Origin of the sequence: Renibacterium salmoninarum ATCC 33209, assembly GCF_000018885.1 — a bacterium.
Taxonomy (GTDB): domain Bacteria; phylum Actinomycetota; class Actinomycetes; order Actinomycetales; family Micrococcaceae; genus Renibacterium; species Renibacterium salmoninarum.
Window position 1 is genome coordinate 1,385,029 of record NC_010168.1, and the last position, 24,733, is coordinate 1,409,761.

Sequence of the window (24,733 nt, forward strand, 5' to 3'; positions counted from 1 at the left end):
TCAGAGTTCCTGTGCAAAACGGCCTTCCAGCCGACCGAAGGTGAACTGACCAACGAGAACTAGGATGAAGGATATCCCTAGCCCGATTGGCACCCAGAGAGAGAGAAAATTATCTGGCATAAGGCTGCTTCCATCAGTGGTCGGAAGCCAAAAGGCGTAGTGAAAAGATTCAACACCGATTGTCATGGGATTCATCTGATAGAAGAAATAGAAGGTTTCGCCCGCCTTCTCACGCACCATTGTCCAGGCATACATCACCGGGGATGCCCAGGTCGCGATCATAAGAAGCATATCTACAAAATTTTCAGCATCTCGGAAGTAGACATTCGCTGCACCAAAGAGCAAGCCGAGCCCTAAAGCCAACATGGCAACAATGACGAACCCCGCAACCGCTGAAAGGATTTGCAAGGCGTTCGGTCGCCATCCAACGGCAAAACATGCACCTAATAGGATCACAAGTTGTGGGAAAAAATGGACTGCCGATACCCACAGTGAAGCCGCAGGAAATAACTCTCTAGGTAGATAGATCTTTTTGATCAAATTACCGTTGGCCACGATTGAGCGTGCAGCATTTCCCAATGCTTCAGAAAAGAAATTTATGAGAATAATGCCGGAAAACAAATAGATAGCATAATTAGGAAGGCCTGTTGGATTTCTTGAGCTCTTCTCCAAACCCAAAAACACGCCTAATGCGACGTAGAAGACCGCAAACTGAACGGCCGGCTTGAAGTAGGACCAGAGAAGGCCAAGAACCGATCCACGGTATCTGACCTTAAGCTCCTTCTGAACTAGCAGCTTCAGTAGGAAGCCCGACGATTGTAAGTCTCGAAGCCCCCGTCCTTTGCCAGGTTGAACAAGTTCAGCCGCGCTCAAGAGTCTCGTACCTCGGGCTCCGAATGTTCCTTGAAAATTGCGCGCCAAGATTCGAGGGAGGTAAGTTCAGCCGCGCTGTTCTGGTAACTTTGCCGGAGCTGATTCCACTCTTTGAAAATTTGAGCATGCAAAGTAACGGCCTCACCCAACAGTTTTCGAAGCTGCCGAGGATCACGCTGATACCAAGAGACAGCCGTTCCATCTGCATTTGAAACCAAAGCACTGTCATATTGAGACATCCGCCACCATTTATTATCCTGGTGCGGGACTAGGGCCTGCGGACGCTCCTTGCTTCTGGGCTTTACCGGCTCGAGCAATTGTCTAGCAATTGTTCGCATAGTCCAAGGCAATAGCTGCAGATAACTTGGCGATTTGAATCCTTGACCTTTTCGAGGCGGTCGATCCATCTTAGGTGAGGGAAAAGCATCCACTTCCGGTTTAAACTGCGAATCCGAGAACTCACCTGTCATCGAGCGAATTTCTGGCAATTTCGTCGCGAGTAGTCCACGGAGGTGATCCGGGCCCGCCACTAGATCACGTAAAGCCATTACTCGGCCCTTTGCCGTGTAATACTGCATCGATACCATGTGCTTGATATCAAGCTGGAGCGATTCGCGGATGACTCTGCCGCCCAGTTCATAGGGACTATGTAGTAGCGCGGTAATCAGTCTATTTCTGGTGTGGAAATAGGCCTGCCAGCCAACCAGATCATCTTTATCAATCCAAGAGACGTGCCACACCGCTGCACCGGGTAACGACACTGTCGCGTAGCCATGTTGCTTTGCTCGGAGGCCATATTCGGCGTCGTCCCATTTAATAAAAATGGGCAGCGCTAGACCGATTTCCTTAATGACAGCGGTTGGAATCATACACATCCACCAACCGTTGTAATCGACGTCTGTGCGCCGATGCAACCATGGAGTCTGCCGCAGATTCGAAAGCGCAAAATCATGGCCCAGCTCTGCATCTTCAGAAGGCATGTCAGGCTGGATTCGATATGGGTTGACGACTTCGCCGAAAGTATGCAAAACCGTCCGGTTATACAGGTCAAACATGTGTCCACCGACGATGGTCGGTTTTTTGCACAATTCCGCAAAGGTAAGTAGCCGGTTAATACTCTCCGGTTCCACCATTACATCATCGTCAAGAAGCAAAACGTAGTCGCTGCCATTGTCTACAGCCTCTAGCATACCTCGAGAAAAGCCACCAGAGCCACCCAAGTTGTCTTGATTGATGATGCGCAATTTGCTGCCAACTCCGGCGGCGGCTTCTTCGAATCCAGGAGCTTGTGCGACTTTCTGCGTTCCTTGATCAACGATGATCACTTCAGAAACGTGTTCAAGAGCCGCCTGGCTCCCACCCAGAATCCGCAGATTGTTCAAGCAAAAGTCCGTCTTGTTCAGCGTGGTGATCTCAAGGGTTACCGTGCCCTCGATTTTTCGGTCGCTTTCGGTCTGCCATTGTGCCTCATGCAGAATCAGCGATTCAGACCCAGCGACCAAATCAAACCAATACCAACCGCCGTCTCCGAAAGGAGCCAACGACAAATCAAACGTCGACACTCGATCATCGCTCACACGGGCAGACGCAACACGTTGCAAGGAACCGCGGGAATTCGATTTATAAACCATCACGGAACCTGGCCCGGAAGTCTGGACGCTAAGTCGGATGGAATCAACCGACGTCCATCGACGCCAATAGCTCACTGGAAAAGCGTTGAAGTAGGTACCGAAGGAAAGCCGGCCCCCGGGCCGCACTTTGGTCGAAGTTCTAGAGATGAAATCTTCTACGTGTACAACCGAAGTGGGCGCAGCTGAGACAACGCGATCGGACTGTTTAGAACCGTTCATGGTACTCAGCTGCGCCGAGGTGGCAACGCTTGAGTCAATGTAAAGCTGCACCGTATCAATTTGCGTTTGCTCCGGCAAGATTACTCGCTGGAGCGTCAAGAATCCCTTGGCAACAAGTTCCTTATTGGCCTCTTCAGTCACAACGCTCATGCGTCGACTCCCCCACTTTCAAGTTTGCTGCCACCGCTGAAGTGCGGTTTGATTTTGTTTTCGTACATGTTCAATGCAGAGCCAATTGCCATGTGCATATCGAGATACTTGTACGTGCCCAGGCGCCCGCCGAACAGCACAGATTGCTCGCCTTTAGCCAGGTCGCGGTAAGCCAGCAATTTCCGGCGATCCTCGGACGTGTTCACGGGGTAATAAGGCTCATCGCCTTTCTCTGCGAACCGAGAGAATTCGCGCATGATTACCGTGGCATCTTTTGTGTAGTCCCGTTCGGGATGAAAATGCCTGAACTCGTGAATTCGAGTGTATTTGACGTCTTCGTCAGGGTAGTTCATCACAGCGCACCCTTGGAAGTCTTCCATCGGGAGCACCTCTTCTTCGAGGTCGATGGTGCGCCAGGACAAATCGCCTTCTGCATAATCAAAGTATTTGTCGACCGGGCCGGTATAAATTACCGGAGCCTGACCCAGCACCGAAGAACGTCCGAACTCTCCGTCGTCGAAAAAATCGGTGTTGAGTTGAACCGTGATGTTCGGATGATCTGCCATCCGTTCAATCCAGGCTGTATAGCCATCGACTGGTAGGCCTTCGTACTTGTCATTGAAGTATCGATTGTCATAGTTGTAGCGCACGGGCAGGCGCGAAATGATTTCAGCAGGCAGATCCTTCGGATCGGTTTGCCATTGCTTACCTGTGTAGTGCTTGATAAAGGCTTCATAGAGCGGGCGTCCAATGAGCTGGATGCCTTTGTCGTTGAGATTCTGCGGATCCGTGCCAGCGAGCTCGCCAGCTTGTTCTTGGATCAGGGCCCGCGCCTCAGCTGGCCCCATGGACGCGCGGAAAAACTGATTAATCGTGCCAAGGTTAATCGGCATTTGAAAAACCTCACCATTGTGGCTGGTATAGACCTTGTGCTGATAGTTGGTGAACTTCGTGAAGCGACTCACGTATTCCCAAACTTTTTCGTTGGAGGTGTGGAACAGGTGCGCACCGTATCGGTGAACCTCGATCCCAGTCTGCGCTTCATTTTCACTGTAGGCATTACCACCGAGGTGGTGCCGTCGATCAAGCACCACAACCTTCAAGCCAAGCTCAGTGGCGGCTCTTTCGGCGATTGTCAGGCCAAAAAAGCCCGAACCCACAACAACTAGATCAGCGTTCACTCATTCTCCTGGCTCAAAGTTTTCGGTCGTCGCAACGTCCGTACAATCCCCTCAAGATTACCCGAAGACGACGCCGAAGCATGTATTTGGCGCTGCCGCAGTCGCTCCTCCACAACTTGGGTTCCTCGAAGAGTTGTCCACATCCGGCAATTTCGATGCTGGGCGGCTGCAAATTCACCGTAGCGTCAAAAGTGATCGAACAGTTGTCCACCAATGCAACCAGAGGATTTTAGATGAGGCTCGAAATCACACTGATCGCTTTTCCTCGCGCTGGCTCAATCCTTCAGCTGAGCGAATTGAGTATTGATGTTGCCGCGGGAACGGACTCCAGCCAGCTCGGCGCGGCACTTTCGCAGCGCTTTGGGTCCGCTCCACTCTGGCTTAATGGCAACCCGCTTGCGCACCATACGGTAGGGATTGCTCCGCTAGTCAATGGTGCAACAATCATTTCCAGCACCTCGCCGCCTCCCAGAAATACTGAGGGGCTTCAACTCGCAATCGCAGTGCTACACGGGAATAACGCTGGCACCCTCTATCCGCTACGGATGGGAAATCTCCGCCTTGGTGACCTTAGCTCCTCGAAGCCAACGTCTGCTTCAGCTGACCAGATATATAGATCTTCAAGTATCCAAAAGAGCAGTGACGCTTTTTCGGAGGGCAAGCAAGCCGGTTCAGCTGCGCATCAATGACACGTTCATCGTCAATCGATGCACAATCGGCTTGGTGTTATTAGATCAGCCCGTAACAGTTGAAGCCAAGAATCTGACAGCGGCACACCTTCACCTAGCTGCGATAAACCACCAAATCAAACCCCGAGAACAACAGAACGACGAGTTCGTTTGCTATCTAGGAGTCCGATGGCCCTCTCCCAGGGAAAAAGGCATCGGCTAGTTCTGCAGCTAAGGAAATCCCAAACAATTCAGGTTGTTGGGCCCTTCAGGCCGGTTTCTAACTTCCTGCTCAGCCAGTTGATGCAAACTGCCTGGCAGGAAATCGAAGCGGTAGTCACTGGTCCAGTCAGTTGGTTGCCGCTATCCGCAAGATTTTTACCCAAGACTGACCTTCGATTTTCTCAAAGGTTAACGGTCTGCGAGACCAATCAAATTTTACTATCAATTTCAATGACCAGACAGCAGGGGCTGTGTCTGGTGCTAGGACACGAAGACCAGGATCAAGCCCGGGAACGCAAGACATCAATAATCAGAGTCACACTAAGCGAACTCAGAGGATCGATGTTGAAAGATAGGCAAGTCAAGCAGTTCATCCCAGATCTAGTCACAGCCCAGACATTTGATCGATTCGCCCGGAATTTCTGTTGGAGTCTAGACCCACCAGAGATAGAGCCAATTCACCCAATACGAATACTCTCAGCCGAGTCTCAGCTTTGGCTTCCCCGCGAAGATTTCAGAGCACAGCAGATCGATTACCCCGCAGCGTAAATGCCACCACGCTGGGAAAAAACAACAGCACCAGCACCAGTAAAGGCGGCAGCAATAAGACAAGACCCCATACATAACCACCTAGAACCGTGGGCACCGCTACGGTTAGCATCAGCAACTGCCAAACGAAAGTCGCAGCCCTTGTCCATCGATAGCCGCGAAAGTGCTGAATAGCAGAAGCGCCCAATGCGCCAGCGAGTAAAAACAGAATGACGGTAAGGAATACCGCGCCGCCAAAGGTTGCAACCTGAACGGTAAAAAGCCCTATGAGATAACTGACTGCAGCAATCGCCAAGGCTATTGCCTCTAAGCCCACGACTATCGAAATAGCCCAAACTCCCCACGGGCGCGCTGGAACAGCAACCGGTGTGACGGGGTTTTCATCATTTGCTTCAATAGGTCTTGACACACTGGCACCATACCGGAGATATTCATCAGGCTAGGAGTTCTACGTCAGCAAATGTGACGTATCGCTCATGCTTCTTGGCAAGTTGTTGGCTTTCACCCCTTGTTTACACACTGTTAACGTGAAACTCTTATTGGAGTGACCCCAGGGGCCTGCCTTGAATGATGTACAGCAGAAGTACAGCAAAACGCAGCCCCTTTTCTTATGTAACTGCTCGTGAATCTTTTCACAAGCGGTTTGCGATACCTGTAAGGAGCAAGTGATAAGCATGGATTGGCGTAGCCGCGCTGCCTGCCTGGACAAGGATCCGGAACTATTCTTCCCCGTGGGAAATACCGGTCCGGCCCTCCTCCAAATCGAGGAAGCTAAAAGTGTCTGTCGACGTTGCCAAGTAGTCGACACTTGCCTTCAATGGGCGATCGAAAGTGGCCAAGATGCCGGCGTCTGGGGCGGCATGGGCGAAGGCGAACGTCGCGCACTCAAGCGTCGGGCTGCTCGGGCACGTCGCGCAAGCTAGAACCATCAGAGTGCAAGTTCTAGCAGAACTTGCACTCTGCCCTTATTTATAAGGGCAGCTCAATTTCGACAGCAGTTCCGCCCCCAGTACGCCGCGTCCAGCGAATCGAACCACCTAATTCGCTGGTGACCAAAGTACGCACAATTTGAAGGCCCAGGCCCTCAGTTAGCGGCGTCTCTGGAAGCCCAACGCCGTCGTCGGCAATTGTTACCCGAAGCATTTCGGAACTTCTGTCGGTCGCCATATACCGCTCGGCAATCAACCGCACCGTACCAGCTCGGTCTTCAAGACCATGCTCAACGGCGTTGGTCACCAATTCGTTGATGATCAAGGCAAGCGGGGTAGCTAAGTCGCTGGGCAAATCACCAAATTCACCTTCGCGTTCGGTATGGACGCCCTGTGACGGTGAGGCCACCTCGGCCGCAAGGCGAAAATGCCGTCCGATCAATTCATCAAAGTCGACATTCTGAGTAAGACCCTGCGACAAGGTTTCATGGACCAGGGCAATAGTGGCGACTCGGCGCATTGCCTGTTCCAAGCCGTGTTTGCCCTCTTCAGAATGCATCCGCCGCGATTGCATTCGCAAAAGTGCTGCCACCGTTTGAAGATTGTTCTTAACCCGATGATGAATTTCTCGGATCGTGGCATCTTTGCTGACCAATTCCAATTCCCGGCGACGCAGCTCAGTAACATCGCGGCATAGCACAACGGCGCCAAATCGACGCTCTTGATCTCGCAAGGGAATTGCACGTAGCGAAAGGCTTACGCCTCGAGACTCAACTTCGGTTCGCCAAGGCATCCTACCCGTGACCACCAGCGGTAACGTCTCATCGACCAAACGACGTTCTTGAATCAGACCCGCAGTAACTTCGGCCAAGGACCGGCCTTCAAGCGATTCGATACCGCCCAACCGGCGAAAGGCTGAAATACCGTTTGGGCTGGCGTACTGGACAACACCATCGGCATCGAGCCGAATAAATCCATCGCCAACTCGCGGTGCACCTCGACGCGATCCAGTCGGCGAAGCAAAATCGGGCCACAGCCCCATGGTGCCCATCCGCAACAGATCATATGCGCTCTGCCGGTAGGTCAATTCCAGCCTGGAGGGCAACCGAGAAGACGAAACGTCTACATGTGAAGTCACAACAGCCAAAGTACGGCCATTGCGCACCATGGGTACCGCATCCACACGAACCGCCATATCCGAGTTCCAACTCGCTTCAGCAGCTCGTTCGATCGAATGACTTCGCCACGCACGCTCGACGAGCGGTCCCAGATCTCCGCGCAGCTTCTCCCCCACAAAATCCTTATGGAAAACCGTGTGGGTAGTCGACGGCCGTACATGAGCTAAGGCCAAATACCCGCCCTCCGGATCCGGGAACCAGAGCGCCAGATCAGCAAAAGCCAGATCAGCTATCAACTGCCAATCACCGACCAAAAGGTGCAGCCACTCCGCGTCGCCCGGACCGAAATCGGCGTGCTCCCGAATCGGATCAGTAAAAATCGCCACGGACTAGCCGCCTCTCAGACCGCAGAACTAGCTCCGTACGATTGAACGGAGCAACCTCAAGGCTACCGACAACGAAGCCATATCGTCTTTTTCAAGCTGATTGACTTCCTCAAACATCGATCGCGCTCTGGCAAGCTGTTCGGCATTTTTCGCTGCCCACGCCTCAATTCTGGCATGTGCGTCCAAACTCGCTTCGCTACCGTCCGAGTCAGAGCCGCCGAGGACCGTCGCGTGCATAACCGCGATAGTCATATCCGCCGTCGTTGAGTACAAATCGTCGCGGAGCGCCGCTCTAGCTAGCGCCTGCCAGCGGTCGAGCCTAGGCAAGGTTGAGATGCGTTCCAAAAGATTATCGACGCCAAACTGGGCAAACACCGCGTAGTAAACTCGTGCGATCTCTTCGACCGGTTCATGAATCTGATCGCTGATTCGAGTAATGTCCAGAAGCGCAAAGCTCTCAAACATCTCAGCCCAACGGTTTCCCAGCTCAGTCGGAACGCCCCAGGAAATCGCCTTTTCATGCCAAGCCTGCACGCGCTCGCGGTCTACGCCGTCGAGCAGCTCGCTTAGCTGCGCGCTCAATGTCCCGACCACAGGCTGATACTTTGCGACGAACTCATCAATCGGACGCGAAGTCCCTGAGTGGTTAATCAGCCAACGCACTGCCCGGTCCAGCATCCGGCGCATGTCCAGGTGCATATTAGACCAGTGCTCTGTCGAGAACGACGGCGGCAAGGTTACCAAAGCCGAAACGATGTCATCCAGACGATAAATCTCCCGCAGTGCGACGAAAGCACGCGCCACAACTGCCTCGCCGGCGCTAGTCTCCTCCATTGCGCGGAACGCGAACGTAATACCACCAACGTTGATCATGTCGTTGGCCACTACGGTGGCGATGATTTCCTTACGTAGCGGGTGTGAATCCAATTCCGCATCAAACCGTTCGGCCAGTTGCTTCGGGAAGTACTTTCGCAGCGTCGTGCGGAACCAGGGATCTTCAGCCAAATCACTCTCAGCAAGAGCCTTAGCTAGTTCAATTTTGGCGTAAGCGGCAAGCACTGAGAGCTCTGGTGAGGTCAGTCCTTGTCCACCCTCGAGCCGACGACGTAGTTCGGCAGAACTTGGCAGTGCCTCAATGTTTCGGTCCAGACCGGCATGGGTTTCCAGCCAGTCCATAAGTCTTTCGTAACTTGGGCTCCATTCGACGACTCGCATTCGGTCATTGAGAAGCAACACGTTTTGATCGATGTTGTCTTCCAAGACCAAGGTACCGATTTCATCGGTCATCGTGGCCAGGAAGTCAGCACGCTCTGCCGCATCCAGCTTGCCTGAAGCCACCATACGATCTACGAAGATCTTGATATTGACTTCATGGTCAGAGGTATCCACGCCTGCTGAGTTGTCGATCGCATCAGTATTTAGAATGACGCCATGCAAGGCTGCTTCGATTCGACCATGTTGAGTCAGGCCAAGGTTTCCACCCTCGCCAACAACCTTCACGCGCAAGTCTTGACCATCAACTCGAATCGAGTCGTTAGCCTTGTCGCCAACCTGCGCGTGTGTCTCAGTACTGGCTTTGACGTACGTACCGATACCGCCGTTGTAAAGCAGATCCGCTGGCGCTAGCAGGATTGCACGTAACAGATCCGGCGGACTCATGGTCTTGGTACCTTCGGGCAGTCCCAAGGCTTCACGGACTTGCGCTGAAATCGGAATGATTTTGACCTGCCGAGGGAAGACTCCGCCGCCCTCGCTGATCAGTGAGGCATCGTAGTCTTGCCACGAGGAACGGGGTAACTCGAACATCCGGCGGCGTTCAGCGTAGGAAACCGCTGGATCAGGATTTGGATCAAGGAAAATGTCGCGGTGGTCGAATGCCGCGACTAGCTTGATGTGTTCTGAAAGCAACATGCCATTGCCAAAGACATCTCCGGACATGTCGCCAACGCCGACCACGGTAAAGTCTTCGTTCTGAGTATCGACATCGAGCTCGCTGAAATGGCGTTTGACTGATTCCCACGCACCGTGCGCTGTAATTCCCATGACTTTGTGGTCGTAGCCAACAGAACCGCCGGAGGCAAACGCATCGCCAAGCCAAAATCCGTATTCCGCCGAAATCGAATTCGCAATATCGGAAAAGGTTGCGGTGCCCTTATCAGCTGCAACCACCAGGTAGGAATCTTCGTCGTCGTGCCGAACCACCCGAGCCGGCGGCACCACGATTTGGCCTTCTTCCGAAGCCACTAAATTATCAGTGAGATCCAGCAAACCGCGGATAAAAGTCTTGTAGCTCTCGATTCCTTCAGCCAGCCAAGCAGCGCGATCGACTGCTGGATCTGGCAGTGCTTTGGCGTAAAAACCGCCCTTAGCGCCAGTCGGCACAATCACAGCATTTTTCACCGTTTGGGCCTTAACCAAGCCCAAGATTTCAGTGCGGAAGTCCTCGCGGCGATCCGACCAACGCAATCCACCGCGAGCGACCTTGCCGAATCGAAGATGGACGCCTTCAACCCGCGGGGAGTAGACCCAGATCTCGAAGTGCGGCCGCGGGAACGGTAGCCCATCTATTGCAGTCGGATTGAGTTTGATGCTCAAGTAAGGCTTCTCTTGGAAGTGATTCGTGCGCAACGTCGCTTCGATGAGATTAGCCAGCGTCCGGAGCACCCTGTCCGCATCAAGCGTCGGTACCTCTTCGAGCTGTTCCGCCAACAGAGCGCGCACCTGCTCTAGGCGCACCGTGCGATCTTCTGCCGCGACCGAAGGATCGAAGCTAGTCTCGAAGAGTTCGACCAAGGCCTTGGCAACGCCCGCATTTGCCAACAAAGTATCCGCAACAAATCCGTAGGAATTGCTATTACCCATTTGCCGGAGGTACTTCGCGTAGCTTCGCAGGATCACCACTTGGCGCCACTGCATTCCCTCACGTAGCACCAGACGATCAAAAGCGTCAGATTCGCTTGCCCCGGTGATTGCAGCACCAAACGACGCTTTGAGCAGCTCGCCGGTAGCAAGCGGATCGATTCCGGCCGGATACTTCAGGCCCAAATCGTAAAGGAAAAAGTCGCGTTTGTCCGCAGTTTGAATTTCAAAAGGTCGCTCGTCGAGTACTTCGAGTCCGAGATTATGAAAGAACGGCAGAATTTGACTGAGGCTCTTGGGGTGCGCCAAATACAATTTCACGCGGGCGTCTTCTTCAAGCTCGTCTTCCGCACCTTCGGGAAGATAAACAGTTAGCCCAGGTTCGCAGTCAGTTCCGGTCTGCGTCTTTCCGGACTTCTTCGCCGTGACATAAGCCTGGTCGTATTCTTCGAATCGACGAATATCCTCAATCGCGTCTTCAACTTCGAAATCCACCCGATAGCTGGCCGGAAATGCCTCAGCCCACTGAACGGCCATCGGCTGAGCTTGGTCAAAAGGCAAGGCTTTCGCTAGAACTTCGGTCAGCCCCTCTGACCAAGACCGTGCCGCAGTGACCAATCTGGCCTCCACCGCGACAGGATCGACGTCGGTAACTTGGCTTTCGTTGGCACCTTTGGGAAGGCGGATCCGGAAAAATAATCTCGCTAGCGCGGACTCGCTCATTCGTGCTTCAAAGTCGATGCTGACCGCGCCGAAAGTGCGCGTCAGCTCGTCTTCAATCCGTTTTCGAACTGCCGTCGTGTAGCGGTCGCGCGGAATGAAAACCAGCGCCGACATGAAGCGCCCGTAGATGTCCGGTCGAAGGAACAACCGAGTGCGGCGGCGTTCCTGCAGACGCATAATCCCGTCTGCAATCTCAATCAGATCGGCAACATCAATCTGAAAAAGCTCGTCACGCGGATAAGTCTCCAGTACAGCGAAGAGATCTTTACCGGAGTGCGAATCGGGCGGGAAACCAAAGTGCCGCAAGACCTGATTGACCTTTTCCCGGACCACCGGGATCTTGCGCACCGATCCGGTGTAGACAATCGAGGCGAATAGACCAATGAATCGCTTCTCACCGTTGACGTTGCCCTGCGCGTCAAAGGACTTCACGCCGATGTAATCGAGATAACCCGTGCGGTGCACCGTCGAGCGGGAATTGGCCTTGGTGATGACTAAGGCCCGCTTCTCACGAGCCTTACGACGACCTTCTGCGGTCAAATGCTGGACTTGTTTATTCGCCTCTGCATCGCGGAGCAGGCCAAGACCGCTGCCCGCTCTGTTGCCCAGTACGTCTTCACCGTGTTCAGTTATCAGGTCGTACTCTCGGTAACCCAAGAACGTGAAATTTCCAGCGTCCATCCAGCTGAGCAGCTCTTCTGCTTCGCGTAGATCTGCCACTTGATCGCCGTCAGTAACTTTGGCCAGTTGGCTAGAGCAAGCAATGGCTTTTTGGCGCATGGCTGGCCAGTCGTCCACCGCAGCACGAACGTCAGCAAGTACTCGGTTCAAGCCTTCGACGAGCTCCTGGCTGGAGTCAGCATCTTGTTGACCGATTTCGATGGCGATCCAGGACTCCAGATGTGAAGTCCGATCACCATCGGAAATAAGGTTTGAGATATCTGGCATCGCAGCAGTGTCTCCACTGGAGACGCCAACATATGCGGGCACTTTTGAGACGCTGACGAGTTCGTCATCGGTTTTGTCCCTAGACACCACGAACATTGGGTGTACGACGAGGGTTATTGCCGCATTCTGCCGAACAATTTCTGCGGTAACCGAGTCAACGAGGAACGGCATATCGTCCGTCACGATATAAACGATCGACTCTTTGTAATGGCGGGCATCATCGTCCTCATTGACGACGGCGACTTTGGCAGTTCCGGCGGGCCGCTTCTTTGCCAATTCCCAGTGCTTGAGTGCCCTGCTACGCAAAGTGCTTGCTTCGTACTTAGCTCGATCGTCTTCGGCGATCTGCTGATAATAGTCGTCGATAAAACTATCCATTGTTTCTTCGGTTAGCTTCGTTGTCCCGGTGCTGGACACAACGGTCTCTTCGGACCCGTTCGACATGGAAATACGCCTCCGTCGCAGTTTAAAGGCCGCTTCCTTGCAGTCTCAAAATGACAGTAGCCTGAATCAGTCCACGTTGCTATGGTTGAAGGCACAGCGTATTTCCTATTTCGCTGTGCATCTGCACCAACGATTTTCTGAATGCGGCGACGTAACTCCGACTCTGGCGCAGCTTCCAGAAGCACCTCCCCCGCGAGCAGTGCCCTGTCAATTGATTGCGGGTCCCAAGGCAAATAGTGCGCGACCGGCCATTCCGGTCCAAACCGATCCCAAGCCTGTTGTAATGCGCGTTCCGGGTGACGCCCTGCAGCACTTGCTCGGACTTTATTAAGGACCACAGTGACTTGTTGTCCCGGGGCAACCGCGTCGAGATCCTGCAGCGCCCGAACCAATCGTGGAATACCAATGCTGTCAGAAGTGCCGACAGCCAGAACTTCATCAGCGGCCGCTACTACGGTCAAGGTAGCCGCGTTCCTTCGAGGCGCAAGAGCGTCAAAGCTAAGCTCTTCGTCAGCTTCCAAGGACAACCCGCAGTCCACGACCACTACATCGCACAGGGTCCGAGCAGTTTCTAACACTCGGGACAATGTTGAGGAACGCAACTCAGGCCAGCGATCCGCTCGAGTCAGTCCGGTGAGTACCCGGAACTTCCCACCGCGGAACATTAACTCTGGCGCAATTCGACGAAGGCTCTCCTGGTCTAGTTTGCCTTGATCAGCCAGGCGGTAAGCTTGAGCAATTGCGGCAGATTCATCCAACAGCCCTATTGTTGCTGCAATACTGGCACCGTAACTGTCCGCGTCGATCAACAGCACGGATTTTCCGGCGCAAGCTAACTCGGCGGCCAGATTAACGGCAATTGTTGTTCTGCCGGGCGAACCAACCGGTCCCCACACGGCAATCAGGCGATGCCCGGCGTCGAGCTGCTCTTGGGTTGAAACTCCGGTAACTGGCTCTGTCATCGACGCATTTTGGCCCGGGGCGGCAAATCCAAGGTGATGGTAGCGATCCGCAGCCACCGTCTGACCTGCTTGAGATACGGCCCGCACTATCTGTGCGGATAGCGCGCTCACCTCACTTTGCTCAGCAGCAACCAAGACGCCCAGTCGGCGCAGTCGATCTACCTGCTCAGCATCATCCGTCAAAGCAACGATGACGACGCCTACCGTAGCCAAGCGATCCACCAGAGTCACGTTAAGCTCGGCTACATTCTCCGCCACAATTGCCGCTCGAGCGAGACCGCTCTGACAAGCCGCAATCAATTCTGCAAGGTCTGCACAGCGGCGGACTACTGTCACGGGGCCATGTAATGCTTCGAGATCTCCAGCCAGCGCATCCATCGAGTTGCCGACTGTTACTACGGATATATTCATCGTCCGGAGCCTGCTGGATTCCAAACAACTGAAACCTTTGCTTTGCTCGCCAAAGCACCGAGGATTTGAGGCAGCTGCGGCTTGCCAGCTAGTACGTAGACTGTCGTCGTCCTAGCACTGCCGAGACCATTTGACTCGGAGTCCAATTGAGATATTTCCACTCCCGGTAGGAGCAACCTCGGCTCAACAAAGCCGCCGGTTTTCGCATCCGGCAAGCTAACCCAAACATCCACTCTGCTACCAACCTTCGCACCGATTGGTAGCTTCTCTTCAAGGGTCGGTGCCACCGGATTGCGAGCAAGCGCTTGTGGCTGATCGACGCTGGACTTCGCGACTAAGTCACCATGCGGGATTCGCCGCGCTGCAACCGCATTTCCGGGAAAAATATCGGAGGCTAAAAAGTAATGGTCTTGAACTTCGTCCAACCGAACCTTCACTCGTTCCAAGAGCTCTTGATTAATAGTGTGACCCACTGCGATATCGCTTTTGGCGGCATAGACATCGACGGTTTTGTCCGCACCGCCGACCAAGACCACTACCGCTGCTACTGAGACTAGAACCAGGAGAATACCAATAAGAAGCCGGGGATCCCGCCATGAGGGCCGCTTCAACCGCGGTGCAGCAGGTGAGTAAAACGCCATTGTTTCTCCTTGGTCGATACTTGCTGGGCAAGAGACACTTGGGCTAATCTGGCACGCGTCGTCGCGCGCCTCACCGTAAGAATCCTCTACAGAATAAACTGCGAACCTTGGCTAACAGCCTGACAGGTGCTGACCTGTGGATAACTCGGATCAAAGTTACCCAAATGGCATCAAAAGTGACAAAATCGATTTATGCCTCGCTTCCTGACTCTTGCCGATGTTTCTGAGCAGTCACAGCTCTCCTCACCAGCAACATATGCTTTGGTCCGCAGCGGCGAACTGCCAGCAATTCAGGTTGGTGGCCGAGGCCAATGGCGGGTCGAAGAGACAATGCTCGAAAAGTACATCCAAGATCGCTACGCCGAGACTGAACGCCTCATCGCGGAAAATCGCCTCAAAGGAACCAGCTAGGACTAATACCTGGTTCGTTCGCTCATCGCAATGCCGTGGCTAATTGCTAATTGCGAGCTTCCAGGGGAGAAGCAATCGCGAGAATCGCACCAAATGGAATGGTTTTCCGAACCAACACTTCACGCTGCCGGCGCACTTCGCCGTCGCGCACCACGGCAATATCGCAATGATCTTCGCCAACTCGATCAATCACGGCGTGAAATCTTCTGCGGCTTTCGTCGCTGACCATGAGATAGATGGTTACCATTGCTCGATCACGCGCCAGCAAGCGCAAAGCAGAAGAAAGAGTACGAAAATTCTGCCGAACCAGGCTACTCGCTGTCAGAGTTTCTGCGCCTAGTCCTTCGATCGCCATGATATTTGGCAACAGAACTACGACTGATTGTGAACCTTCACTCAACAGAATCCAATCCGAGCCGATTTGCCTGATAGCTCCGCTGAATTGCAGACCATACGCCAAATCGACGGTAATTCGGAGAGAAATCGCGGCTCTCAGCCGATCAATCAGCGTGATCCTGGCGATCTCAACGCGTGCGCGTTCGGTAATTTCCGACTCTAAATCAAGCAGCTAAGAAGCAGCCATCTGCCCTTGTAAGTCGTCGAAAAGTGCGTCCCATCGCATCAGGTCAGCGTATGGGCCGTAGTCACTTGACGTCAAGAAAATTAAAGGATGACAAAATGGCTACTTAATGCTCAAATAAGCTTTATTAACATTAAAACAATTCAAACAACGTTAAAACAAGTTAAAGAGCCACTCCAGGATCGGGCCTCATTGGCTAGTGACGTTTCGCTGGCTGCGATGCTTTTGCTCTTGGGCGTCCTGCTTCTGTTTTGCGGAGCCCAAGCACTGCCTTCCTGGAACGAAACAGCCGATTTCTCTTCGTCTGGTCTGAGCAACGCGTTAGCGGCACTAGCAGTTTCCGCCGGCTTGCTGATTGTCTCGTGGTGGCTGCTCGGTTTCCTTGCGGCATTTTGCTCGGCCGTTGCATGGGCCAATGGTTTTCGGCGTTTTGCCAGTTACAGTTCGCGACTTTCACCAATATTTATGCGTAGATTGGTCGCGACTATTTTGGGCATCAACCTACTGGCGATTTCTGCCGCGAGTGTCAGCGTGGCCACTGCCGCAGGAAGCGATCCGGCCTGGTCAACAGATCAGAGTAGTCAAGCAACGCAAATACCGACTGAGGATCTAGTCGATCCTGCCTGGCGCGCCGAACCCCCTGGAGTTCGTCCGGGGCTTTTGCTGCCAGCACCCTCCCGCGCTCCGCTTGCCGAATTCTCGCCTTTCGAGGTAGTTCGTCCCGGCGATTGTCTCTGGACAATCGCCGCAAGGGCTCTCGGTTCCTTTGCTTCAGATGCGGAAATAGCCCACGAATGGCCGCGCTGGTATGCCACAAACCGCGAGCTAATCGGTAATGATCCGAACTTGCTCACACCGGGAACGCTGCTACAGACTCCCCCGCAATCCTGAGAATACTTTCAGACGACCAAGGAGGAACTATGGAACTCGCCAGGTCCAAAAACATTGAATCGATCGAATCGGTAAGCGGAGTTGGGGGAACTCAAGATACCTTGCCGCGGCGAGCGTATGCCAGAGGACGCCGACCTTCGAGTCGGGTGGTTGCCCTTGAAATTCCACCCCAGGAAGAACAAGCCACCGTGCGCAGAATTGCCGCCTACGTTGCACACGGCACCTTAGAAGTACGTCCTGCTCAGCAGCTGTCTGTCTGAATCGCCCCGGTGTGTCCGGAGACTTTCTTGTTTGAGAGGATCAGGACATGGCAGGGAAAACTACGACACGGTATCCGCAGGAGTTGAAGGATCGTACGGTGCGCATGGTGGCGGAGATGGAGGGTGCATCTTCGGAGTGGGCGGCGATGCAAAAAGTTGCCCAGCTTTTGGGTGTGGGTGTGCCGGAAACGGTGCGTAAATGGGTCCGGCAAGCCGAGATCGATGTTGGTACTAGAACTGGAACAACGAGCACGGAATCGGCCGAGCTGAAACGGTTACGGCGTGAGAACACTGAGCTGAAACGGGCGAACGCGATCCTTCGGAGTGCTTCAGCTTTTTTCGCGGTCGAACTCGACCGCCACAACACTGATCGTGAAATACATCAAGGACCATGCCGGTCACCGCGAGAATAATGGATTGCGGTGGGGTGTCGAGTCGATCTGCCAGGTGCTTACTGGGACGGGGTGAAGACCACCCCGTCCACGTACTACGAATGGGTGGATAAAACACGATCTCACCGAGAACAACGTGATGAGGTGCTCAAGCCCGTGATCCAGAAGGTGTATGCCGCTAATTACGGGGTGCACGGCACCAGGAAAGTCTGGTTGGCGATGAACCGTGAAGGTGTGCCGGTGGCCAGGTGCACGGTAGAACGGCTCATGGGGTTACTTGGCATACAGGGTGCGGTCCGTGGCAAGGTCAAACGCACCACGATCAAAGACTCGAAGGCAGCCCGAGCGAAGGACTTGGTCCGCCGTGATTTCACACCAACGGCACCGGATCGGCTATGGGTAGCTGATTTCACCTATGTTTCGACCTGGTCCGGGTGGGTCTATGTTGCCTTCGTGATCGATGCTTACTCTCGGAGGATCCTGGGCTGGTCAGCGAGTGCTTCTATGAACACCGTGCTAGTGCTCAACGCAGTTAATCAGGCAATCTGGAGTCGTGAACGGGCCGGGGCTGAGATTTCCGGGGTGATTCATCATCACGATGCCGGGGCTCAATACGCCTCCTTGGCCTTCACCGAACGCCTGGCCCAGGCCGGTATCCGCCCCTCGATCGGTTCTGTGGGTGATAGTTACGACAACGCCTTGGCGGAAACCATCAACGGGCTTTATAAGACCGAGCTGATCAAACCCGGCAAGCCCTGGCGGACTCTAGAAGAAGTCGAAATCGGCGCCGCTGAATGGGCCGATTGGTACAACCACCGAAGGCTCTACCAGTACTGCGGAGACATCCCACCAGTAGAGCTAGAAAACCACTACTACAATCACTACCAGAGCACGGCAGCCGCCGACAGGCTCATCGTCTGAGAAACCCTCCGGACACGCCGGGGCGATTCATCGGGGCGCTCGCCGAGACGTGACTCACGTAGACTGATCACGCTGGAAACCGTCCAGGGGACCACAAGCCCCGAAATTAGACTGCTGCAACCCAGGAGCATGGAACGTGCCATCACTGTTTGAAAAGATTCTTCGCACCGGCGACCGTAAGACGCTCAAACGGTTGCACGTCTATGCCGACGCGATCAATACGCTGGAAGATTCCTTCCAGACGTTTACTGACGCTGAGCTTCGTGAGGAAACGGATAAGCTCCGGGCCCGGCACGCAGACGGCGAGTCGCTGGATGATCTGTTGCCCGAAGCATTCGCTGCGGTCCGAGAGGGCTCGCGACGCACGCTCGGCATGCGACAGTTCGACGTGCAACTGATGGGTGGTGCGGCCCTTCACCTCGGCAACATTGCCGAAATGAAGACGGGTGAAGGCAAGACTTTGGTTGCCACCGCGCCGGCATATTTGAACGGCCTGTCCGGCAAAGGCGTACACATTGTGACGACGAACGACTATCTGGCGTCGTACCAGTCCGAGCTGATGGGGCGAGTGCATCGTTTCATGGGCTTGACCAGCGGATGCATTCTTTCGGCTCAAGAGCCGTCTGAGCGACGCCTGCAGTACGCGGCCGATGTCACCTACGGCACCAATAACGAATTCGGTTTCGACTACCTCCGCGACAATATGGCGTGGAGCTCGGAAGAACTCGTCCAGCGTGGACACCACTTCGCCATCGTTGACGAAGTTGACTCGATTCTGATCGATGAGGCTCGTACTCCGTTGATCATTTCCGGTCCTGCCAGTGGCGATGCGAACCGCTGGTACGGCGAATTCGCCAAAGTGGTTCTTCGCTTGGACGTCGACGACGACTACGAAGTCGATGAGAAGAAGCGCACGGTCGGCGTACTTGAGCCCGGGATCGAAAAGGTCGAAGACTACCTGGGCATAAGCAACCTTTACGAGTCCGCGAACACGCCGCTCATTGGCTTCTTGAACAATGCGATCAAGGCGAAAGAGCTCTTCAAGCGGGACAAAGATTATGTCATTCTCGACGGCGAAGTACTGATCGTCGATGAGCACACCGGCCGTATTTTGGCTGGTCGGCGGTACAACGAAGGCATGCACCAGGCCATCGAAGCCAAAGAAAGCGTTGAAATCAAGGCTGAAAACCAGACCTTGGCCACGGTGACCTTGCAGAACTACTTCCGGCTTTACGAGAAACTCTCCGGCATGACCGGTACTGCCGAGACTGAAGCATCTGAATTCATGGGCACGTACGAATTGGGCGTGGTGGCTATCCCGACGAACAAGCCGATGGTGCGAATCGACCAGTCGGACTTGGTTTACAAAAATGAAGTCGTTAAGTTCGAAGCAGTAGTCAAAGACATCGAAGAACGCCACAAAGAGGGCCAGCCGGTCTTGGTGGGTACCACCAGCGTAGAAAAGAGCGAGTACCTTTCTAAGCAGCTGTCCAAGCTAGGCATCAAGCACGAAGTTCTCAACGCGAAAAACCACGCCCGTGAGGCCTCGATCGTTGCGCAAGCTGGCCGCAAGGGTGCTGTGACGGTTGCGACCAATATGGCTGGTCGCGGTACCGACATCATGCTCGGTGGTAACGCAGAGTTCAACGCAGTGACCGAATTGGCCAAACGCGGGCTGGACCCGGAAGAAACCCCTGAAGAGTACGAGGCCGCGTGGGCTGAAGCCTACGAAAAAGCTCAAGAGGCGACCGAGGAAGAGCACGAAGAGGTTGTTGAGCTTGGTGGGCTCTACGTTCTGGGCACTGAACGCCATGAGTCTCGACGCATCGACAATCAGCTCCGCGGCCGCTCTGGCCGTCAGGGTGACCCGGGAGAATCGCGCTTCTACCTTTCGTTGACTGATGACCTGATGCGCCTTTTCAACTCGGGTGCAGCTGAGCGGCTCATGGGTCGTTCAGTGATGCCAGACGATCAGGCCTTGGAATCGAAGTTGGTTTCCAAAGCTATTGCCTCGGCGCAAGGACAGGTTGAGGGCCGCAACGCCGAACAGCGTAAGAACGTGCTCAAGTACGATGACGTATTGAACCGGCAGCGCGAGGCCATCTATGGTGACCGACGTCGAATTCTTGAAGGTGACGATCTTCACGAGAAAGTGCAACACTTCCTCGAAGATACAGTCAACGAAAGTATTGACGCTACGACGGCGGAAGGCCACGCCGAAGGCTGGGACTACAAAGCATTGTGGAGCTCGCTTGGCACGCTTTACCCCATCGGTCTGACCGCGGATGACGTCGCTGAAGAAGTTGGCGGTTTGGCAAACGTCACTTCCGATGTGCTCAAGCGTGAGATCCTTTCTGATGCCAAGCTTGCCTACCAAGGCCGCGAAGAAAAGCTCGGTTCAGAGACCATTCGTGAGCTCGAACGCCGGGTAGTGCTGTCCGTTATTGGACGCAAATGGCAAGAGCACCTCTATGAAATGGATTACCTCAAAGAAGGTATTGGCCTGCGAGCGATGGCTCAGCGCGATCCGCTGGTTGAGTACCAACGTGAAGGCTTCGTGATGTTCCAAGCGATGATGGGCGCCATTCGCGAAGAAAGCGTTGGTTTCTTGTTCAACCTGGAAGTACAGGTTGAAGAGGCGCCGGCAGCTTCGGCCGGAGTGCAAGCAAATCAACCTTCAGCGCTCCTGGATCGAGTCAACGGTGAAGACGCCGGTGCTGAGGCTCATGCCTCCGCAAAGCCGGTGCTCAACGCTCCTGGCCTGGCTGAACCGGAACGCCCTAGCCAGCTTCAGTTCACAGCCCCAGATGCTTCGGGTGAAGCGGAAACTCGTATTGAGCGCCGCTCGACTGCTGGTTCCGCTGGTGATTCAAATTTGCCGCCGTCGGCCCGTAAGACCAATAAGCCGGCACCAAAGCGGAAGAAGCGTCGCTAATCTTTTAGCGAATCAACCTATCAACAGGGCGGTAACTTTCCAGTTACCGCCCTGTTTTTCTATCCGGATCGCTACTGCGCGGTAACGGGCCCGTTCTGACACCACGATGCTTAGCTCGTATATTCCGGCAGCCACCCTGCTGCCGTGAACTGACCTGACCTGGATACTTTGATGCAATCGCTCGGGGTTGTGCTGAACCGCACGCCGAGCCCGATTAGTTAGTTCTGCTCGCATCAGCAAGCTGGCAAAAAGTTGCTGATCCAATATGCATGAATCGCTCCGGTGTGTCCGGAGGGTTTCTCAGACGATGAGCCTGTCGGCGGCTGCCGTGCTCTGGTAGTGATTGTAGTAGTGGTTTTCTAGCTCTACTGGTGGGATGTCTCCGCAGTACTGGTAGAGCCTTCGGTGGTTGTACCAATCGGCCCATTCAGCGGTGCCGATTTCGACTTCTTCTAGAGTCCGCCAGGGCTTGCCGGGTTTGATCAGCTCGGTCTTATAAAGCCCGTTGATGGTTTCCGCCAAGGCGTTGTCGTAACTATCACCCACAGAACCGATCGAGGGGCGGATACCGGCCTGGGCCAGGCGTTCGGTGAAGGCCAAGGAGGCGTATTGAGCCCCGGCATCGTGATGATGAATCACCCCGGAAATCTCAGCCCCGGCCCGTTCACGACTCCAGATTGCCTGATTAACTGCGTTGAGCACTAGCACGGTGTTCATAGAAGCACTCGCTGACCAGCCCAGGATCCTCCGAGAGTAAGCATCGATCACGAAGGCAACATAGACCCACCCGGACCAGGTCGAAACATAGGTGAAATCATCTACCCATAGCCGATCCGGTGCCGTTGGTGTGAAATCACGGCGGACCAAGTCCTTCGCTCGGGCTGCCTTCGAGTCTTTGATCGTGGTGCGTTTGACCTTGCCACGGACCGCACCCTGTATGCCAAGTAACCCCATGAGCCGTTCTACCGTGCACCTGGCCACCGGCACACCTTCACGGTTCATCGCCAACCAGACTTTCCTGGTGCCGTGCACCCCGTAATTAGCGGCATACACCTTCTGGATCACGGGCTTGAGCACCTCATCACGTTGTTCTCGGTGAGATCGTGTTTTATCCACCCATTCGTAGTACGTGGACGGGGTGGTCTTCACCCCGTCCCAGTAAGCACCTGGCAGATCGACTCGACACCCCACCGCAATCCATTATTCTCGCGGTGACCGGCATGGTCCTTGATGTATTTCACGATCAGTGTTGTGGCGGTCGAGTTCGACCGCGAAAAAAGCTGAAGCACTCCGAAGGATCGCGTTCGCCCGTTTCAGCTCAGTGTTCTCACGCCGTAACCGTTTCAGCTCGGCCGATTCCGTGCTCGTTGTTCCAGTTCTAGTACCAACATCGATCTCGGCTTGCCGGACCCATTTACGCACCGTTTCCGGCACACCCACACCCAAAAGCTGGGCAACTTTTTGCATCGCCGCCCACTCCGAAGATGCACCCTCCATCTCCGCCACCATGCGCACCGTACGATCCTTCAACTCCTGCGGATACCGTGTCGTAGTTTTCCCTGCCATGTCCTGATCCTCTCAAACAAGAAAGTCTCCGGACACACCGGGGCGATTCACCCAGGGCCGGGCGAACAGGTATCAAAATCAATGGCAGCAACTAGCTGTTGCTCTCGAAACACCAAATTGTAGGGGGGCAAAGTCGTTGTGACAAATCACCTCGGCTGGCTCATGTGACCGCAGCTGCTAACGGACGTTTTCGACGGCGAAGTCCAGGCTTGCGTCATGAACCATTCGAAGAAACACCGCGGCATCATCAAGAATTTTCTCCGTCCACAGCCAATCTGGCATCGGATAGTGCGGGACTATTCCGTTGATGAACTCCAGTTCTTCGCGTCCGTCAGCGGTGAGTCCGAAGGGTTGCGGCACACCAGGAAGCTTCTTGGCCCGCAAATGGCTGAGAAAAGCTTGAATTGTGGGCGTCCACGGGCCACTTGGCCGGAGTACCTTGTCGCCACGTCGGGTAGCTCCGCCCATATTTCCGCCAGCCAACGAGATGTCTCCCGGTTGGTTTAGGGGCAGCTGATTCATGCCCCCAGCTTAGTTACCCGGTCGGCCTTCGACGCTGGTTAGTTTAGTTTTTGATTGCTGCCGCAAGCTTGTCTGCAAGATTACCTACCGGCTCCACGACGACATCAGTCAGTTCCAGCCATTGAGCCATCAGCCTCAGTTCTGCGGCAAGTTCCGTCGCGGTATCCGCAGGTGCATTCGGTTCGGCGAATGCGGTTCGTACCAACAACCGACTAGCAGCCCGATCAGCTTTCAGATCAACTCGGGCCACAATTTCTTCACGCAAAAAAAGGGCAACACATAGTAGCCGTGCGTCCGCTTTTCTACAGGTGTGTATTATGCCGATCCGGTAATGCATATCAAAAAGATCAAGCAGCCTTCGACGCTCGAAGACCAACGAGTCAAAGGGGCTCAACAAGGCTCGCGCCCGCGAGATTCGGGGCTTGGCAGCCTCCTCCTGGTGCAGGAAAAGGTCAGCGTCCCACCCACGGACCGATACTCGCTCCAACACACCAGTATCCAGTAATTCGGCGACGGCGGCAGCGGAGTCCCGGATTGGCAGCCTAAAATAGTTCAGCGAAGCAACGCACAGTACCGATTCCGTGTGCTCTAGCCGCCGCCTCGGTGAGCCGCACGATGCCCTCCGCGCGGTCAGCGGCATCGTTTGCTACGCTGCGAAAAATGCGGCCGGTTGGCGTGTAACGTCGTTCAAATTGCTCGTTCCGACCTGCCACGCTGATATCTCCGGCAATGAACAGTCGCTCAAGACACTCTTTAACCGGGTTCCAGCCCCAGTTGGAGCGGTCAGTTGTCTTTTCGTAACCTACTCGTTCGCTTACTTGGCGCGCGGTCATCGCTCGGCCAGCTTCGAGAACTCTCAATATCTTCAGGGAAAGATCGCGCGTCTGCTCTGGTCGCTGCGGATTGTTTCCGAACCAGCTTCTACGTTGCCAAGAGCGCATATCAGCAAAGTGCTCCGGCTTGATGAAACTAGCCTCATGTGCCCAGTATTCGACCATTTTGCGCGGGTGAGCTGAGCTGAATCTGTTCAAGATTTCACGATCGTAATTGCCTAGTCTGGCAAAAAACGGTAAATAGTGACTGCGAGAAAGCACGTTGACAGAGTCAATCTTGACGAGCTGCAACTGATCAAAAACTCTAGCAATGCCGCGAGCTCCCGCAGCGACTTCCGGTTTACCTTTGATCAGACCCTGTGCCGCAATAGCGATTCGACGAGCTTGCGCCAAAGTCATCGGAGCGGACGCTGTGGGCCTTAGGTTCTGACCGGTGGCCAATTGCTGCGATTTGTTAGCGGAGGTCATGGCAAAAAGCGTAGGGGCTATCCAGGACAGCAAACGTCCT

General features: G+C 54.4%; 19 protein-coding genes and 2 pseudogenes. 7 read left to right on the forward strand and 14 right to left on the reverse strand.

Annotated elements, in window-relative coordinates:
* From RSAL33209_RS07040 to glf, 3 genes are read right to left on the reverse strand one after another with little or no spacing between them, the layout of a single operon-like run.
* Positions 1–873: an ABC transporter permease gene (locus RSAL33209_RS07040; protein ID WP_012245027.1), complete on the reverse strand. Its 873-nt coding sequence runs from the start codon at positions 871–873 to the stop codon at positions 1–3.
* A complete protein-coding gene (locus RSAL33209_RS07045; protein WP_012245028.1) occupies positions 870–2,873 on the reverse strand; it encodes a glycosyltransferase in 2,004 nt (667 codons plus the stop codon). Before RSAL33209_RS07045 ends, RSAL33209_RS07040 begins: the two co-directional genes overlap by 4 nt.
* Positions 2,870–4,054: a UDP-galactopyranose mutase gene (gene glf / locus RSAL33209_RS07050; RefSeq protein WP_012245029.1), complete on the reverse strand. Its 1,185-nt coding sequence runs from the start codon at positions 4,052–4,054 to the stop codon at positions 2,870–2,872. Before glf ends, RSAL33209_RS07045 begins: the two co-directional genes overlap by 4 nt.
* A 233-nt stretch (positions 4,055–4,287) precedes the next feature.
* On the opposite strand from glf, the gene RSAL33209_RS07055 reads away from it, so the two are divergent.
* Positions 4,288–4,743 (forward strand): hypothetical protein, encoded by a 456-nt coding sequence (locus RSAL33209_RS07055; RefSeq protein WP_012245030.1) that lies wholly within the window; start codon positions 4,288–4,290, stop codon positions 4,741–4,743.
* A gap of 715 nt (positions 4,744–5,458) precedes the next feature.
* Here the strand turns inward: RSAL33209_RS07055 and RSAL33209_RS07065 are convergent.
* The gene (locus RSAL33209_RS07065) at positions 5,459–5,788 is read right to left on the reverse strand and encodes a hypothetical protein (protein WP_145962052.1); all 330 of its coding nucleotides are present in this window, start codon (positions 5,786–5,788) and stop codon (positions 5,459–5,461) included.
* A 379-nt stretch (positions 5,789–6,167) separates the two neighbouring features.
* On the opposite strand from RSAL33209_RS07065, the gene RSAL33209_RS17005 reads away from it, so the two are divergent.
* Positions 6,168–6,416 carry a WhiB family transcriptional regulator gene (locus RSAL33209_RS17005; RefSeq protein ID WP_041684568.1) on the forward strand — a complete coding sequence of 83 codons (249 nt, stop codon included), beginning with the start codon at positions 6,168–6,170 and terminating at the stop codon, positions 6,414–6,416.
* Positions 6,417–6,462: 46 nt separating this feature from the next.
* Here RSAL33209_RS17005 and RSAL33209_RS07075 read toward each other — a convergent pair whose 3' ends face one another.
* Genes RSAL33209_RS07075 through RSAL33209_RS07090 form a run of 4 tightly spaced genes read right to left on the reverse strand, consistent with a single transcriptional unit; the run spans position 6,463 to position 14,914 of the window.
* Complete coding sequence (locus tag RSAL33209_RS07075) at positions 6,463–7,926, reverse strand: sensor histidine kinase (protein ID WP_012245033.1); 1,464 nt, start codon at positions 7,924–7,926, stop codon at positions 6,463–6,465.
* A 27-nt stretch (positions 7,927–7,953) separates the two neighbouring features.
* On the reverse strand, positions 7,954–12,834 hold the full coding sequence (locus RSAL33209_RS07080) for an NAD-glutamate dehydrogenase (RefSeq protein ID WP_012245034.1): 4,881 nt from the start codon (positions 12,832–12,834) through the stop codon (positions 7,954–7,956).
* A gap of 11 nt (positions 12,835–12,845) precedes the next feature.
* Positions 12,846–14,273 (reverse strand): CpaE/TadZ family protein, encoded by a 1,428-nt coding sequence (locus RSAL33209_RS07085; protein ID WP_012245035.1) that lies wholly within the window; start codon positions 14,271–14,273, stop codon positions 12,846–12,848.
* Positions 14,270–14,914 carry a CpaB family protein gene (locus tag RSAL33209_RS07090; protein WP_012245036.1) on the reverse strand — a complete coding sequence of 215 codons (645 nt, stop codon included), beginning with the start codon at positions 14,912–14,914 and terminating at the stop codon, positions 14,270–14,272. Before RSAL33209_RS07090 ends, RSAL33209_RS07085 begins: the two co-directional genes overlap by 4 nt.
* Before the next feature lie 192 nt (positions 14,915–15,106).
* Here RSAL33209_RS07090 and RSAL33209_RS07095 point away from each other — a divergent pair, with 192 nt between their 5' ends.
* The gene (locus RSAL33209_RS07095; RefSeq protein WP_012245037.1) at positions 15,107–15,325 is read left to right on the forward strand and encodes a helix-turn-helix domain-containing protein; all 219 of its coding nucleotides are present in this window, start codon (positions 15,107–15,109) and stop codon (positions 15,323–15,325) included.
* A gap of 46 nt (positions 15,326–15,371) precedes the next feature.
* On the opposite strand, the gene RSAL33209_RS07100 is transcribed toward RSAL33209_RS07095, so the two are convergent.
* Positions 15,372–15,725 carry a hypothetical protein gene (locus RSAL33209_RS07100; RefSeq protein WP_145962053.1) on the reverse strand — a complete coding sequence of 118 codons (354 nt, stop codon included), beginning with the start codon at positions 15,723–15,725 and terminating at the stop codon, positions 15,372–15,374.
* 372 nt (positions 15,726–16,097) lie between these two features.
* Here RSAL33209_RS07100 and RSAL33209_RS07105 point away from each other — a divergent pair, with 372 nt between their 5' ends.
* The 4 genes and pseudogenes from RSAL33209_RS07105 (at position 16,098) to secA (ending at position 21,304) form a co-directional block, all read left to right on the forward strand.
* Complete coding sequence (locus RSAL33209_RS07105; protein WP_145962054.1) at positions 16,098–16,796, forward strand: LysM peptidoglycan-binding domain-containing protein; 699 nt, start codon at positions 16,098–16,100, stop codon at positions 16,794–16,796.
* A gap of 29 nt (positions 16,797–16,825) precedes the next feature.
* Positions 16,826–17,056, forward strand: a complete 231-nt coding sequence (locus RSAL33209_RS07110) for a hypothetical protein (RefSeq protein WP_041684570.1) — start codon at positions 16,826–16,828, stop codon at positions 17,054–17,056.
* A 47-nt stretch (positions 17,057–17,103) separates the two neighbouring features.
* Positions 17,104–18,369, forward strand: a pseudogene (locus tag RSAL33209_RS17010) (IS3 family transposase).
* Between the two features lie 136 nt (positions 18,370–18,505).
* On the forward strand, positions 18,506–21,304 hold the full coding sequence (secA, locus tag RSAL33209_RS07125; RefSeq protein WP_012245042.1) for a preprotein translocase subunit SecA: 2,799 nt from the start codon (positions 18,506–18,508) through the stop codon (positions 21,302–21,304).
* A gap of 12 nt (positions 21,305–21,316) precedes the next feature.
* Here the strand turns inward: secA and RSAL33209_RS20015 are convergent, their stop codons facing one another.
* The 5 genes and pseudogenes from RSAL33209_RS20015 to RSAL33209_RS19200 form a co-directional block, all read right to left on the reverse strand.
* Positions 21,317–21,568 carry an Rv3235 family protein gene (locus RSAL33209_RS20015; RefSeq protein ID WP_012245043.1) on the reverse strand — a complete coding sequence of 84 codons (252 nt, stop codon included), beginning with the start codon at positions 21,566–21,568 and terminating at the stop codon, positions 21,317–21,319.
* 36 nt (positions 21,569–21,604) lie between these two features.
* Positions 21,605–22,870, reverse strand: a pseudogene (locus RSAL33209_RS17015) (IS3 family transposase).
* Positions 22,871–23,047: 177 nt separating this feature from the next.
* Positions 23,048–23,392, reverse strand: coding sequence for a hypothetical protein (locus tag RSAL33209_RS07145; RefSeq protein WP_012245045.1), 345 nt, complete (start codon positions 23,390–23,392; stop codon positions 23,048–23,050).
* Between the two features lie 43 nt (positions 23,393–23,435).
* The gene (locus RSAL33209_RS19195) at positions 23,436–23,882 is read right to left on the reverse strand and encodes a DNA glycosylase AlkZ-like family protein (protein ID WP_267895931.1); all 447 of its coding nucleotides are present in this window, start codon (positions 23,880–23,882) and stop codon (positions 23,436–23,438) included.
* Between the two features lie 52 nt (positions 23,883–23,934).
* On the reverse strand, positions 23,935–24,693 hold the full coding sequence (locus tag RSAL33209_RS19200) for a DNA glycosylase AlkZ-like family protein (protein ID WP_267895932.1): 759 nt from the start codon (positions 24,691–24,693) through the stop codon (positions 23,935–23,937).
* Positions 24,694–24,733 lie beyond the last annotated feature (40 nt).